Origin of the sequence: Shewanella sp. MF05960, assembly GCF_050849305.1 — a bacterium.
Taxonomy (GTDB): Bacteria; Pseudomonadota; Gammaproteobacteria; order Enterobacterales; family Shewanellaceae; genus Shewanella.
In genome coordinates this window covers 20655-35600 of record NZ_JBOZPS010000016.1, presented here as the reverse complement: position 1 = coordinate 35600, position 14946 = coordinate 20655, and the positions used below count along the sequence as shown (strand labels likewise).

The following is a 14946-nucleotide window of genomic DNA, read 5'->3' as shown; positions in this document are numbered from 1 at the left end:
GGCGCCCATTTTTGTTTTTATTGCTATGATTAACTAAATCAACTGTGGTAAATATAATCATCATCAACTCATTTTTATAAGGCTCTTTATTGTGGTAACAAGTTTTTTTAAGAAGCTGTTTAATATCCGTGACCGCAATGAACAAGTAAAATTTACTGGCCGCACAGAGGTCGAGAAACGCCAGCAATCTCCAAAGCCAGACGTAAAGCCGACTATTGAAGTGAGCCCTAAACTCGCGGTTGAGTCGCAATTAGATTTATCAGCCTTGTTTTACAGCTTTTTGTTTGCCAGTGCCCAAACGAGCACAACGGGTATCGCTAATAATTTAGAACGCAATGTGATGCAAAAAATTGAGCAGGCATTAAGTTCACCACAAGCCATTGCAGATAATGTGTTGAAGCTACCGAGTAAAATACTCGAATTAGACAGAAAACTGGCCGATGATAATATTGATATCCAAGAGTTAATTCAGTTAATTGAGCAAGACCCACTGTTGTGTATTGAAGTGCTTAAACTGTGTAATTCACCAGTGTTTAAACGGGCTGAACATGACGTCACCAGTATTCAACAAGCGCTAGTTCAAGTGGGCAGACAACAACTGAGACAGTTTATTACCAGTTGTTTAGCGCGTGAAATGATTGATATTAAGCCAATATATTTCAGACGTTTTGGTGCGGAAATTTGGCGCCATTCAATGCAGGTGGCATTTTTAGCCAGTGAATTAGCTACCCCTGAACAACGCGAACGCGCCTTTTTAGTTGCGTTACTCCATGATGTGGGAAAAATTGCGATTTTTAAAATGTTGGTCGATGCATTTTACCAGGCTGAACCCGGTGAACAGCCTAGTTCAATGCTGTTTAAACAGGTGATGACTAGCAAATCGTTAACACTCAGTGCATTGTTAGCGCGTTATTGGCAGTTACCACAACACTTTGAAGCACCGTTAACGTTGTTGGCGAATACCAATATTAAACCCGATGATGAAATGACGTTACTCATCTGGAAAGCAAATATCATTAGTGAGTGTTCTATGCTGCAGCAAGTCGATAAATTACCGCAATCAGCATTGGCAGTATTATTAGCGCAAGTGGAAATGAGCGAACAAGAATTTGCGGCGCTACATCAAAAACTGATTGAGTTTTAAATCTGATTTTAAATTTGTGTTTTGAGCATTGAAAGTTATCAATGTGGTGAGGGTTACGTTTTACTCTTAATATTAAAAATGAATAAAAAAAAGCGCCTTTCGGCGCTTTTTTATTGCTGCAATATCACATTATTGTAAAAGTGAAATATCCGCTACATGTAAGAACTGCTCACGAAGATTGGTTAACAACGCTAAACGGTTATTTTTTAATGCTTCATCGTCAGCCATAACCATCACATCTTCAAAGAACTGATCCACGCTTTCACGTAAATCGGCTAGTAATGTTAATGCTTGCTGGTAATCAGCATTGGCAAACAGTGGTGCTAACTGCGGTTGTAACTGCGCGAGTTTATCGGCTAATGCTTTTTCAGCTGTTTCTGCTAATAGCGCTTGGTTGATGTTTGCAGGCAGTTCACCTTCAACTTTGGCCAAGATATTAGAAACACGCTTATTGGCAGCAGCAAGCGCTGTTGAGGCCTCTAAACCACGGAAGTGGGATACGGCTTTAACGCGACTGTCAAAATCAGCTGGACGCGTAGGGCGACGAGCTAATACTGCTAAAATCACATCAACTTGAATGCCTTTATCTTGGTACCAACTACGGAAGCGTGCCATTAAAAATTCAAGTACGTCTTCAGCTGTATTGGCATTGCTAACGTTATCAGCATGTAACGCTTGGGCTTTAGCAATTAGGTCTACTAAGTCTAGCGGCAAATTGTTTTCAACAATAATGCGTAAAATACCGATAGCAGCACGGCGAAGTGCAAATGGATCTGCAGCCCCTTTAGGTGCTTGGCCAATGCCAAAAATACCCACTAAGGTGTCTAGCTTTTCAGCTAATGCAACAGCACAAGACACGCTTGCTGTTGGTACCGTATCACCTGAGAATTTAGGTTTGTATTGTTCTTCAAGTGCAATAGCAACCGCTTCGGTTTCACCATCAAGGCGAGCATAATGCATCCCCATGGTGCCTTGGGTGTCAGTAAACTCCATCACCATGTTGGTCATTAAGTCTGTTTTAGACAATAGACCGGCACGGCTGGCATCAGCACTGTTTGTGCTAACACCTTGGGCATCAAGCTTGGTAGCAATAAACCCAGCTAGTGTTGAAATTCGCTCAACACGTGCTTTAAGAGTACCAAGCTGTTTTTGAAACACCACGGTTTCAAGGCTGGCTAAACGTGACTCTAGCGTGTGCTTTTTATCAGTGTTAAAGAAGAATTCAGCATCGGCTAGGCGAGGGCGAACCACTTTCTCATTACCTGAAATAATTTGTTGTGGATCTTTAGATTCGATATTGGTAACGAAAATAAAGTTAGGTAATAAGTTGCCGGTTTTATCAAATACTGGGAAGTATTTCTGATCGCCTTTCATTGTATATACAAGGGCTTCAGACGGCACCGCTAAAAACTTTTCTTCAAAACTAGCCGTTAACACTATTGGCCATTCAACCAATGATGCTACTTCTTCAAGTAAGTCTTCTTGTATATCGGCTACACCACCAATTTTGGCCGCTGCTGCTTCAGAGTCTGCTTTGATTAAGGTTTTACGTAGCTGATAATCAGCCAGCACTTTACCTTGCTCTTTTAGCGCAGTTAAATAGTTGTCTGCATGGTCTAGCTCAAATGTTGCTTTACCCATAAAACGGTGGCCGCGAATAACTCGGTCTGATTTAATACCCAATAATTCACCTGCGATTAATTCGCTACCCAATAATATGGTCACAGTGTGAACAGGGCGAATAAATTGTGTTTTATTGCTGCCCCAACGCATTGGTTTTGGGATTGGCAATTTATCAAGCGCACGTTGCGCCATGTCAGCAATCAGACTTTTGGTTTCAACACCCACCACTTTAGCTTGATGAACTAACCATTCGCCTTTGTCGGTGACTAAACGCTCAGCTTGATCAACAGTAATACCGTTGCCACGCGCCCAGCCTTGTGCTGCCTTGGTTGGGTTGCCATCAGCATCAAATGCTGAGCTGACTGCTGGGCCACGTTTTTCAACGACTTTATCTGCTTGAGCAAGGGCAAGGCCTACAACGTTGATGGCCAAACGACGAGGCGCTGCATACCAAAGCGCAGAGTCAAAGGGGATATCTGCTTTGGTGAGTTCATCGGTAAAGTTCGCTAAAAAAGATTCTGCTAGAGTGCGTAATGACTTTGGCGGTAACTCTTCTGTTCCCACTTCAATAAGTAAGTTTTCAAATTTCATTGGTGACCTCTACTTACACATTGGGAAGCCAAGCGCTTCGCGTGCTTGATAATAAGATTCTGCAACACCTTTAGCCATGGTGCGAACGCGTAAGATGTAACGCTGGCGTTCAGTAACTGAAATGGCATGGCGAGCATCAAGTAAGTTAAAAGCGTGAGAGGCTTTCATTACTTGCTCGTAAGCAGGCAGTGGTAGAGGTTTTTCTAGCGATAATAAGTGCAGGCACATTTTTTCGCATTGATCGAATAGGGTAAACATAAAGTCGACATCGGCATGTTCGAAGTTATATGTTGATTGTTCAACTTCGTTTTGATGAAAAATGTCTCCGTAGGTTACACGACCACGTGGTCCGTCGGTCCAAACAAGATCGTACACACTGTCGACTTCTTGAATGTACATGGCTAAACGCTCAAGGCCATAAGTGATCTCACCCGTTACAGGGCTACATTCAATACCGCCCACTTGCTGGAAATACGTAAACTGAGTCACTTCCATGCCGTTAAGCCACACTTCCCAGCCTAAACCCCAAGCGCCCAGTGTTGGTGATTCCCAGTTGTCTTCAACAAAACGAATATCATGCACTTGAGTATCAATACCCAGGGCTTCTAGTGAGCCGAGGTAAAGCTCTTGAATATTGTCTGGTGATGGCTTTAATACCACTTGAAATTGGTAATAATGTTGCAAGCGGTTTGGGTTTTCACCATAGCGTCCATCAGTAGGACGGCGAGACGGTTGCACATATGCGCTACTCATTGGCTCTGGGCCTAATGAGCGTAAGAACGTCTGCGGGTGGAAAGTACCAGCACCAACTTCCATATCGAGTGGTTGGACAATTGCGCAACCTTGCTGCGCCCAATATTCCTGCAGGGTTAGGATGAACCCTTGAAATGTCTTTACGTCGTGTTTCGTCGTCATGTCTACTACTGTCAGGCTATTAATAGAAAATGTTAATGATTATACCTTGTAGAGCAAGGCAGATGTAGGTTATTTTTTAACGTATTCATAAATACATTAATGGAACCATACCATGCAAGTTAACCGATGTGGCTGGGTAAGTGAAGACCCTTTATATCAACATTATCACGATACGGTTTGGGGCCGACCTGAATATGATGCGAAACACCTTTTTGAAAAACTTTGTTTAGATGGTCAGCAAGCTGGTTTGTCTTGGATTACTATTTTAAAAAAGCAACAAAACTACCAGCAACTCTTTGCTGGTTTTGAGCCAAGACTGATTGTTGAGTTTGACCAAGAAAAAGTTGAGGCACTAATGCTAGAGCCCGGTATTGTGCGTAATCGATTAAAAATAAATTCGATCATTAAAAACGCCAAAGCGTATATGGCCTTTGTAGAGCAGGGTAATGATTTTTCATCTTTTTTATGGAGCTTTGTTGGTGGTGTACCTAGGGTTAACCAGTTTGAGTCATTAAGCCAAGTTCCAGCCCAAACCGCAGAATCTGAAGCGATGTCTAAAGCACTTAAAAAACTTGGCTTTAACTTTGTTGGTCCGACTATTTGTTATGCTTTTATGCAGGCCGTTGGAATGGTGAACGACCATACGACAGATTGTCATTGTTACGGTCAGTTTTAAATATTTTCGATACTGATTCCGATAATAAAAAAGGGTGTTCCACGTGGAACACCCTTTTTACTTGATTCACTTTATTAGAGTGAGATAGTTAGATTTTTTCAAAGAAAAACGCTTTACGCTTTTGCTTATCACCATTTAATTCATTCATTGTTTCTGAGTTGAACAACTTACCGTTTACCATGGTGTAGGTAACTTTATCTGTGCTACGGATATCCGTTAATGGGTCGCCATCAATTACAATGAGGTCGGCTAATTTACCTGGCTTAATTGATCCTAACTGATGATCCATGCCAAAGGTAGTTGCAGGGTTAATCGTCGCCGTTTTGAGTACATCCATATTACTCATGCCGCCTTGTGCGAACATCCACATTTCCCAATGAGCCGCTAAACCTTCGCGCTGACCATGGGCGCCAATATTAACTTTAACACCTAAATCATTCAGTTCATTGGCCACTCTGGCAACATTGAAGTGGTTATAGTGCTCGTCTGGCGCGGTGGTTCTGCGCATCGAGCGAGCGTCTAAAATTTCATGCGGGACATACATACTTAAGCGTGGGTGAGCCCAGACATCCGTTTTGTCGTACCAGTAATGTTCACCTGATATGCCACCATATGAAACGACAAGTGTTGGTGTGTAGTTAACTTTTGTTTGGCTCCAGAACTGTTTAATGTCACTGTAAATAGAGGCCACAGGTAATGAGTGTTCTAAAGTTGTGTGTCCGTCAGCGGCCATTGATAAGTTATGTTGTAATAAACTGCCGCCCTCCGGAACCACCATCATTTCAAGTTCACGCGCCGCGGCAATAATTTGCTGACGCTGATCTCGACGAGGTTGGTTATAGCTTTTGACACTGAACGCACCCACTTTTTTAAGACGCTCCAGGTGAAACTTTGCATCATCTAATGAATCTACGTGGGAGGTGTAACCTGGTAGGTTTGCGCCGTATAAAATGGTACCCGTAGAAAATATACGTGGGCCAACAATTTTACCGGCTTTTTGTTGCTCAGATGCAGCAAAAATTTCGGTGGTATCATTTGATGGGTCGTGAATAGAGGTAACCCCAAGTGACAAGCCTGAATATAATGCCCAGTTTTGCTGCGGAATAATTTCATCATCAGCTTGTCCACCATGCGCATGGGCATCAAATAACCCCGGCATAATAGTTTTACCGCTGATGTCGATAACTTGTGCGCCCTCTGGGATCGTTAATGTCGCATCACCAACCTGGCTAATTTTATTGTCTTTTACAATGACAACACCATTATCGATGACTTGATCATTTTCCATGGTAATCACTTTGCCACCGAAAAATACAACTGTTCCACGTGGAACATCTGCTTTATCTTTAAAGCCAATGGCAGTGACTTTCGGTTCTACTTTTTTGTCTGATTTAGTGTATTGAGTGTCGACATCGGCTTGATAAAGCTCTGGGCCCAATGTCCAATACAGTTGGTTATTTTTACCATTCCAGCTAATACTTTCACCTGCACGGGCACTTAGTTGGCTAACCGGTAAGTTAGTGGCTTTGGGTCCGATGGCAATGGTTTCACCGTGTTTAGCGAACGGGGTAACATATACTCTAAAGCGCTCTGCAAAGGCTAAGTGTTCACCATCTGGCGATAAGCGAAACTCTGTTGCGTGGTCGCTGGTGTAATGGGTACGCTTTTCAAAGCCATTCATACCGATTGAAGCAAACTCTGGAGTTTTACCAAAATCCATAAAATACACTCTGTCCGAGTCTGCACCAAATTGTGGTTGATGACCGCTCGCTGTCAGCTTGGTATTTTGTTTACCTTTGATATCCACTTTATATAAACCGGGTTCTTGCGACCAGGTGCGTGGTGTCATATAACCGCCACGAGCTTTACGATAAACAATATAGTCGCCGTTTGGTGAGAAGGTCGGCTCAACGTATTTACCCGGTTCACTGGTTAATACTTTTGATTTGCCGCCACGTGCACTCACCACACTCACCGTGCCTTGTTGTTGATCATTCCAGGTAGTAAATACAACATCTTTGCCGTCGCGCGACCACTGTGGAAATAGCTCGTTAATATCATTGTCTAAACGAGTAAGGCGTTGATGTTTACCGCCATTAATATCGCGTATCCAAATCTTACCTAATGCTTCAAATACGACTTTTTCGCCGTTAGGTGATACTTGTGCCATACGTAGCATTTTGACATCAAATTCATCTTGATCTAAGTTTTGCGTGAAACGAACCGCCGGCTGGATGTCACGTTGATCTTTAATGCTAAATGGAATGTCACTGACCTTTTTACTGTCTACGTCGAGTTTATTAATTTTGCCTTGGGCCCAAAATACTATGTGCTTGTTGTCTTTGGTCCATGACATTGTTGGGTAAACACCATGAATAGCCCAGGTTTCTTGCATATCGCGGTCAAGCTTGTCGTACAGTTTAGTTTCTTCACCTGACTTTAAATCAAGTGAGTAAAGCGTTGATTGGAATCCATCGCGTTTAATATACGCTAATGTTTTGCCATCTGGGCTTGGAGTTGGGCGGATTGCGCCACCGGTACCTTCAATCAATACTTCGATATCGCCAGTTTGAGTGTCATAACGCTTAATTTTATAAATGCCTTTTACTGAGTCTTTAGAGTAGTGAAAGGTTTTTCCTGGCGTGGCGTCCTGGCTAAAATAAATATAGCGACCATCTGGTGAGTAGGCTGGTTCACCTAAATCTTTTTGCTCGTTTGGGCGTTCGGTTAATTTAACGCCTTCACCGCCAGCAACGTGGTACATCCATACTTCACCCGCGCCTAAACTGCGAGTACCAGTATAATGTTTACGAGCTACAAGGTATTGTGAGTCAGGGCTCCATGCTGGGCTGTTGAGTAATCGAAACGTTTCTTTGGTGACAGGATGTGGATTTGCGCCGTCTGCATCCATAATCCAGATATTATCTCCGCCATCTTCATCAGTGGTAAAGGCAATGTGTTTGCCATCTGGACTGTAAACAGGTTGCATTTGCCAAGCAATACCTTGAGCAAGAGGCTTAGCTTCACCACCCGAAATTGGCATTTGATAAATATCACCTAATAGGTCAAACACGATGTTTTTACCGTCTGGTGACACATTGACGTTCATCCATGTCCCTTCGGTGACATTGATGTCAATTTTTTCTAGTGGGGCATTTTCGGGTGCGTTCACTTGCCATTTAGTTGTGTCATCTTCATTGGCAAAGCTTGCTGTGCTCATGCCAAGCGAGAGAGCAATAGCGGTATAAAGTGGTGTTAGTTTATGAGTAAACATAGAGTCGATTATCCGTTTCATTTTTATTTTCGTGGAGTTAATCAAGCTAAGTATCCTAGTCAATGAGCATTGTTGCGATGCTCTTTAGGGTAAGCTTTACTGAGTTTGTAGTGTGAATGATACCTTTATCGCATAAATTCTTGATAAGGTGTACAACAAATCTGTTTCAATTAATGACAAGCGTTAACATGCATACCTGTGAGTCATTTACAGGTATGAAATGAATGAAGTGTAATTTGGAAGGCTTAAATGAAAATGAGTTAAGGCTTTTAGTGGTTTAAGCAACAGTGACTAGGTCATCGGGTTGTATTAATCCCGCTTGAATGACTCGGCAAGTTACACCGCCACGCCAATCAGGTCTTAATGCCTGTTCTAAACCTGGGTGAGCGATTTCCATTTTTTTACACGGGTCAGTTTCACCGGTGATGAGTAATTTAAGATCGAGGCCAATCGAAATCACTTTACCGACATCAGCCATACTAAACTGATAGCCACTGATTAATAAGTTAGCTCTGCGAGTGAGCCAATCAAGATCTGCATCAATTTGTTGGCAGGCTATTTGCCATTGTTGTTTGGACATAACGGTAACTTGGCGTTTTCCTGGGCGGCCAAAAATATCATTTTCAACACCACGTTCTAAAGTCACATTGGCACAAAAGGCGGGTTTCATTATGCCGCGCTTTGCAGTTTTATATGCGATGGCTTCCAATGTGATGGTCATGTATTACAGTCCTTTTTTGAGTAGATACTGATAGGGTGTTTTACTGGTGTCACTGGCGAGTAACGTGTGGTCCATAAATTCACAAAAACTTGGAATATCTCTTGTCGTTGCTGGGTCATCAGCGATGATAAGTAAAGTCTCACCGTCAGTCATTTTACGAACTGTTTTGCGGATCATCATTACCGGTTCTGGGCAACGAAGGCCAAGGGCATCGAGTTGATGTTGTGCTTGAGCATATATATCAGTCATTAAATAAAATCTATTTTTACCAGTCTAGTTATCAGCAATTTTACTCTTGTCAGTAATGCTTGCCAAGTTTGAGTTTAGCTCACCTATCCCGAATTTTCGTTTTTTCCTTTATTTTTTAATTTTCATAGAATATGTTTCACGTGGAACATTAGCCAAAGCAGAAAAATTTGAAAATAAAAAAAACGAGCCAAATAGGCTCGTTTTCAGACAGATAAATATAACGACAGATTATTTAAACGTTATACGCGTTCAAATACTGTTGCGATACCTTGTCCTAAACCGATACACATAGTGGCAAGGCCAAGCGTTGCATCTTTTTCTTCCATTAAGTTTATCAATGTCGTTGAGATACGCGCGCCAGAACAACCTAATGGATGGCCTAATGCAATTGCGCCACCGTTAAGGTTAATCTTTTCATCGACAACATCTTGTAAGCCAAGATCTTTAACACAAGGTAAAGACTGTGCCGCAAACGCTTCGTTTAGTTCGATAAGATCTAAATCAGCAACAGACAATCCAGCACGGGCTAATGCTTTTTTGGTTGCTGGTACTGGACCATAGCCCATAATTGCAGCATCACAACCGGCAACAGCCATTGAACGAATACGTGCTCGGATAGTTAAGCCTAAAGCACGTGCTTTAGATTCTTCCATCACTAACATTGCAGAGGCACCGTCAGATAATGCAGATGATGTACCTGCAGTCACCGTGCCGTTAACTGGGTCGAATGCTGGGCGTAAACCCGCAAGTGACTCTAGTGTCGTTTCTGGACGAATGACTTCGTCGGTCATCACTTTAATTAGTGCGCCGTTGGCATCGTGGCCTTCAATGCCCCAAATTTCTTTAGCAAAGCGACCTTCGATAGTTGCAGCATGGGCACGTTGGTGAGAACGTACAGCAAACGCATCTTGTTGCTCACGAGTGATACCGTGCATTTTACCTAACATTTCAGCGGTTAAGCCCATCATGCCAGATGCTTTTGCTACGCGGTTGGCAAGGCCTGGGTGAAAATCAACACCGTGGTTCATTGGTACATGACCCATGTGCTCAACACCACCAATAATAAAGGTGTCGCCTTGGCCAGTCATAATGGCGCGAGCCGCTTGATGAAGGGCGTCCATTGACGAACCACATAAACGGTTTACCGTTACAGCGCCAGCCGTTTTAGGAATACCCGCTAACAATGATGCATTACGGGCAATGTTAAAACCTTGCTCTAATGTTTGCTGCACACAACCCCAAATGACATCTTCGATGTCGTTAGGATCTAATTGTGGATTACGCACCATTAGTGCTTTCATTAATTCTGCAGAAAGAGTTTCTGCACGTACATGTCTAAATACCCCAGCCTTAGAGCGGCCCATTGGGGTACGAATGCAGTCTACGATAACAGCTTGTTTCATGATTTAATTCCTTTCCCACTGATTAGGCTTGGTAGTAACTACCGTTGTTGGCTGCAAGTTCACGCATTGCATCGGTGACTTGATATAAGCCGCCAAGGTGTGCGTATTTATCTGCTAGGGCAACAAAGTTTGCTACGCCCATTGTGTCTAAATAACGGAATACACCGCCACGGAATGGAGGGAAACCAATGCCGTAAACTAGACCCATATCGCCTTCAGCAGGTGATGCAATAATACCTTCTTCTAAACAACGAACCGTTTCAATGATCATTGGGATCATACAGCGCGCGATGATGTCATCAGACTCAAATGCTTTTAAAGCACCAAACTCAGCACTTAATAATTCGTAGCTTGTTTGATCAATGTCTTTTTTCGGTTTACCGCGACGGTCAACTGAGTAAGCATAGAAACCTTTGGTATTCTTTTGACCAAGACGTTTGTTTTCAAACATAATGTCGATAGCATCTTTGCCATTTTTACCCATACGATCTGGGAAGCCTTCTGCCATAACCGCTTGTGCGTGGTGACCTGTATCTAGACCGACTACGTCAAGTAGGTAAGCAGGACCCATTGGCCAACCAAACTGTTTTTCCATGACTTTATCGACAGCAGCAAAGTCTGCACCTTCAGCAAGTAAACCGCTGAAGCCGGCAAAGTATGGGAACAATACGCGGTTAACGAAGAAGCCTGGACAATCATTGACTACGATTGGTGTTTTACCCATTTTGCTTGCATAGGCTACAACGGTGGCAATGGTTTCTTCAGAGCTGTGCTCACCACGGATAATTTCAACTAACGGCATTTTGTGCACTGGATTAAAGAAGTGCATACCGCAGAAACGTTCAGGTTTCTTAAGGCTTTTTGCCAACAAGTTGATTGAGATTGTTGAAGTGTTAGATGCAATAATCGCATCTTCAGAAACATAACCTTCAACTTCCGCCAATACTGTCGCTTTCACTTTTGGATGTTCAACTACCGCTTCTACAACGATATCGCTATTTTTTATAGCGGCATAATCTAGTGAAGGCGTGATGTTGTTTAATACTTTAGCCATTTTCTCAGGTGTAGAGCGACCACGAGCAACTTGAGTTGTGAGGATTTTAGCCGCTTCGTTCAAGCCTAGCTCTAATGCTGGCTGAGCGATGTCTTTCATGACAATCGGTGTGCCTTTGCTGGCGCTTTGGTAAGCAATACCGCCACCCATAATGCCAGCACCCAATACAGCTGCTTGGTTAACATCTTTAGCCAGTTTGCTGGCTTTCTTAGCTTTGCCTTTAACGAATTGGTCATTTAAGAAAATACCAATCAGTGCTTGAGCTACGTCTGTTTTAGCTAGCTTGATAAACGCTTGTGCTTCTACTTTTAATGCGCCATCACGGTCTAAACCTGCTGCTTGTTCAACAACATTCACAGCGGCCATCGGCGCTGGATAATGCTTGCCTGCAACAGAGAACACCATTCCTTTTGCCGTAGCAAAAGACATCATCGCTTCAAGTTTAGGAAGTATAAGTGGAGACTGTTTTTGAGTACGACGAGCTTGCCAATCAAGGCTACCATTTAAGGCATCGTGCAACATTTGTAGCGCTGCCGCTTCTAAATGTTCTGGCGCGACAACGGCGTCAATTGCGCCGACTTTTAATGCGTCTTCTGGGCGTTGATCTTTCGCGGTGGTAATCCACTCAAGGGCATTATCGGCACCGATAACACGAGGTAAACGCACTGTGCCGCCAAAACCAGGAATAAGGCCTAATTTGGTTTCTGGTAAACCGATGCGAGCATTGGTATCTGCAACGCGTAAGTCAGTTGCTAAAATAGTTTCGCAACCACCGCCTAATGCAAAACCGTTAACCGCAGACACGGTTGGAAACGGCAAGTCTTCTAACTTGTTAAATACTGCGTTGGCTTGTTCAACCCACGCAAGTAACGTTGCATCATCTTGCTGAAACAACGTTAAAAATTCGGTAATGTCAGCGCCAACAATGAAAGTGCTTTTTGCTGATGTCAGCAGTAGCGCTTTAATGTTGGTATTTTGTTTGATGCTGTCTAGTGCGGCATCAAGAGAGGCTAGAGTTTCTCTGTCGAACTTGTTTACCGAACCTTGTGCGTTAAAACAAAGTTTGGCAATATTATCTTCAAGTAACTCAACCTGAATGGTAGGGCTTTGGTAGATCATTGCTTGCTTCCTTATTGCTTAAAAGCGACTTCCACATCTTATTTACTGTGCAGTTATCAAGCTTGAATCACAGCAGTTTCGGCCATCTATTGACCAGCTAATTCTCAGTGTGCGACTAAATGAGAAAAATTACAACACCCAATTTAAACGGCCGTTTAATTTTTTATCATCTAGCGAGGAGTTTTTTTGTTTGTGATAGACTTATTGAGTTAAAACTTATGAAAGGGATAGTCAATGGAACAGTTAGCTCATCTATATCATGCACACATTGCTGAACTCAATCGTCGTGTTGCTGATATTTGCCAGCGTGAAAACATCTCCGGCCTAGTGATTCATTCAGGGCAACCGCATCGACAGTTTTTAGATGACTTAAATTATCCCTTCAAAGTTAATCCGCAATTTAAAGCTTGGCTACCTATTTTAGATACTCCTAATTGCTGGGTTATCGCTAACGGCCAAGATAAGCCTACTTTAGTGTTTTATCGCCCGGTCGATTTTTGGCATAAGGTTAATGACGTGCCGCAAGTGTTTTGGACTGAACACTTTGATATTCAATTATTAACCAAGCCTGATCGTATTGCAGATTACTTGCCAAAAAATATCGCTTCATGGGCTTATATTGGTGAGCATTTAGATGTTGCTGATGTACTTGGTTTTACGGCTCGTAACCCAGATGCAGTGATGAATTACTTACATTATCATCGAGCAGATAAAACTCAATATGAACTTGAATGTATGCGACAAGCTAATAAAATTGCCGTAAAAGGCCATTTAGCGGCTAAAAATGCATTTTATAATGGTGCAAGCGAGTTCGAAATTCAGCAGCGTTATTTACTGGAAATAGGCCAGGGGGAAAATGATGTTCCTTATGGCAATATTGTGGCTTTAAATCAAAATGCGGCGATTTTGCATTATACAGCGTTAGAGCATACTAAACCTGCGCAACGATTATCATTTTTGATTGATGCGGGCGCTAATTTTCATGGATACGCGGCTGATATTACCCGTACTTATTCATTTGAGAAAAATCGTTTTTATGAGCTCATCGTCGCACTTGATAAAATCCAGCTCGCTATTATTGAGCAAATGAAGCCTGGGGTTAAATATGTCGATCTTCATATTGCAACCCATGAGCATATTGCCCAATTGCTTATCGACTTTGGCTTGGCAAATGGCTCGGTTGAGCAATTAGTGTCTCAGGGTATTACCAGTGCGTTTTTCCCTCATGGGTTAGGGCATATGCTAGGGTTACAAGTACATGATATGGGCGGTTATGCTCATGATGAGCGTGGTACTCACATCGCTGCGCCAGAGGCTCATCCATTTTTACGTTGTACGCGAGTATTAGCGGCTAATCAGGTGCTGACCATCGAACCTGGGCTGTATATTATTGATACTCTTCTTGAGCAATTATCGCCTGAGGCGAAACAAGCAATTAACTGGCAAACCGTTGATGTATTTCGTCCTTTTGGTGGGATCCGGATTGAAGATAACGTGATTGTGCATCATAACCGAGTTGAAAACATGACCAGAGAGTTCGGTTTAGTTGATTGAGTCATACTTAATACCACAAGCTAACGTACTGATAGAAGAAGAGATAAAGCATAGTCGCTTTATCTCTTTGTTATTTCATTGCCCCAATCAACAGCAAATGAAGTTAGCGCTTACTGACATCAAGGGGCAGTATCCTGGTGCGAGTCATTATTGCTACGCATTTGTGGCTGGCAGCCCTGAGAACACGATTGATATGGGCGCTAGTGATGATGGTGAGCCGTCGGGTAGTGCTGGCAAACCGATGTTAGCGTGTTTACAGGGCGCGAATATTGGCGAGCTTGGTGCGATTGTTGTGCGCTATTTTGGGGGAACTAAACTCGGTGTGGGTGGCTTAGTGCGCGCTTATACATCGGGTATTAAGCAAGGATTAACGCAAATACAAACTCAGGTAAAGCACATTAGATACCCTGCAAGTTTAGTGTGTCATTATGCGCAACTCACCGATATTGAATATTTAGTTGCTCAGCATGATGGTGTCGTTATCGATAAAGTGTTTACCGATAAGGTTGAAATACAGTTTGAATTAGCAAAATCATACCATCAGGCTTTCAATCAAGCCTTAGCTACCCAGACTCAGGGCCAGCTGCAAGTAAAGTTTACAGTTTGAGCTATGACGAACTTAT

Annotated in this window: 11 protein-coding genes; 4 read left to right on the top strand and 7 right to left on the bottom strand. The window is 42.8% G+C overall.

The features are described 5' to 3' along the window. Window positions 1-91 precede the first annotated feature (91 nt). A complete protein-coding gene (locus ACROAE_RS15410; RefSeq protein WP_432403314.1) occupies window positions 92-1144 on the top strand; it encodes an HDOD domain-containing protein in 1053 nt (350 codons plus the stop codon). Window positions 1145-1273: 129 nt separating this feature from the next. On the opposite strand, the gene glyS is transcribed toward ACROAE_RS15410, so the two are convergent. Both glyS and glyQ read right to left on the bottom strand, forming a co-directional pair. Further along, window positions 1274-3358 (bottom strand): glycine--tRNA ligase subunit beta, encoded by a 2085-nt coding sequence (glyS, locus tag ACROAE_RS15405; protein ID WP_432403312.1) that lies wholly within the window; start codon window positions 3356-3358, stop codon window positions 1274-1276. Between the two features lie 9 nt (window positions 3359-3367). Continuing rightward, window positions 3368-4273 carry a glycine--tRNA ligase subunit alpha gene (glyQ, locus tag ACROAE_RS15400; protein ID WP_432403310.1) on the bottom strand — a complete coding sequence of 302 codons (906 nt, stop codon included), beginning with the start codon at window positions 4271-4273 and terminating at the stop codon, window positions 3368-3370. Window positions 4274-4385: 112 nt separating this feature from the next. Between glyQ and ACROAE_RS15395 the strand changes: the two genes are divergently transcribed. Then, window positions 4386-4949: a DNA-3-methyladenine glycosylase I gene (locus ACROAE_RS15395; RefSeq protein WP_432403308.1), complete on the top strand. Its 564-nt coding sequence runs from the start codon at window positions 4386-4388 to the stop codon at window positions 4947-4949. Between the two features lie 88 nt (window positions 4950-5037). On the opposite strand, the gene ACROAE_RS15390 is transcribed toward ACROAE_RS15395, so the two are convergent. The 5 genes from ACROAE_RS15390 to fadB all read right to left on the bottom strand — a co-directional run bounded on the left by ACROAE_RS15390 (window position 5038) and on the right by fadB (window position 12769). Then, on the bottom strand, window positions 5038-8223 hold the full coding sequence (locus ACROAE_RS15390; RefSeq protein WP_432403306.1) for an amidohydrolase family protein: 3186 nt from the start codon (window positions 8221-8223) through the stop codon (window positions 5038-5040). Between the two features lie 277 nt (window positions 8224-8500). After that, on the bottom strand, window positions 8501-8944 hold the full coding sequence (locus ACROAE_RS15385) for an MOSC domain-containing protein (RefSeq protein WP_432403304.1): 444 nt from the start codon (window positions 8942-8944) through the stop codon (window positions 8501-8503). A gap of 3 nt (window positions 8945-8947) precedes the next feature. Next, window positions 8948-9193, bottom strand: coding sequence for a sulfurtransferase TusA (gene tusA, locus ACROAE_RS15380; protein ID WP_432403302.1), 246 nt, complete (start codon window positions 9191-9193; stop codon window positions 8948-8950). Between the two features lie 239 nt (window positions 9194-9432). After that, window positions 9433-10596, bottom strand: coding sequence for an acetyl-CoA C-acyltransferase FadA (gene fadA, locus ACROAE_RS15375; protein ID WP_432403301.1), 1164 nt, complete (start codon window positions 10594-10596; stop codon window positions 9433-9435). 22 nt (window positions 10597-10618) lie between these two features. After that, window positions 10619-12769, bottom strand: coding sequence for a fatty acid oxidation complex subunit alpha FadB (gene fadB / locus ACROAE_RS15370; protein ID WP_432403299.1), 2151 nt, complete (start codon window positions 12767-12769; stop codon window positions 10619-10621). Between the two features lie 234 nt (window positions 12770-13003). On the opposite strand from fadB, the gene pepQ reads away from it, so the two are divergent. Together pepQ and ACROAE_RS15360 are read left to right on the top strand one after the other, a co-directional pair. After that, window positions 13004-14323, top strand: coding sequence for a Xaa-Pro dipeptidase (pepQ, locus tag ACROAE_RS15365; RefSeq protein ID WP_432403297.1), 1320 nt, complete (start codon window positions 13004-13006; stop codon window positions 14321-14323). Continuing rightward, window positions 14316-14930 (top strand): YigZ family protein, encoded by a 615-nt coding sequence (locus ACROAE_RS15360; RefSeq protein WP_432403295.1) that lies wholly within the window; start codon window positions 14316-14318, stop codon window positions 14928-14930. The genes pepQ and ACROAE_RS15360 overlap by 8 nt, the downstream gene beginning before the upstream one ends. Window positions 14931-14946 lie beyond the last annotated feature (16 nt).

Bases quoted from the DNA above. Each gene is read 5' to 3' on its own strand.
- glyS (WP_432403312.1), bottom strand. From the start codon at position 3,358: ATGAAATTTGAAAACTTACTTATTGAAGTGGGAACAGAAGAGTTACCG.
- glyQ (WP_432403310.1), bottom strand. From the start codon at position 4,273: ATGACGACGAAACACGACGTAAAGACATTTCAAGGGTTCATCCTAACC.
- ACROAE_RS15395 (WP_432403308.1), top strand. From the start codon at position 4,386: ATGCAAGTTAACCGATGTGGCTGGGTAAGTGAAGACCCTTTATATCAA.
- ACROAE_RS15390 (WP_432403306.1), bottom strand. From the start codon at position 8,223: ATGTTTACTCATAAACTAACACCACTTTATACCGCTATTGCTCTCTCG.
- ACROAE_RS15385 (WP_432403304.1), bottom strand. From the start codon at position 8,944: ATGACCATCACATTGGAAGCCATCGCATATAAAACTGCAAAGCGCGGC.
- tusA (WP_432403302.1), bottom strand. From the start codon at position 9,193: ATGACTGATATATATGCTCAAGCACAACATCAACTCGATGCCCTTGGC.
- fadA (WP_432403301.1), bottom strand. From the start codon at position 10,596: ATGAAACAAGCTGTTATCGTAGACTGCATTCGTACCCCAATGGGCCGC.
- fadB (WP_432403299.1), bottom strand. From the start codon at position 12,769: ATGATCTACCAAAGCCCTACCATTCAGGTTGAGTTACTTGAAGATAAT.
- pepQ (WP_432403297.1), top strand. From the start codon at position 13,004: ATGGAACAGTTAGCTCATCTATATCATGCACACATTGCTGAACTCAAT.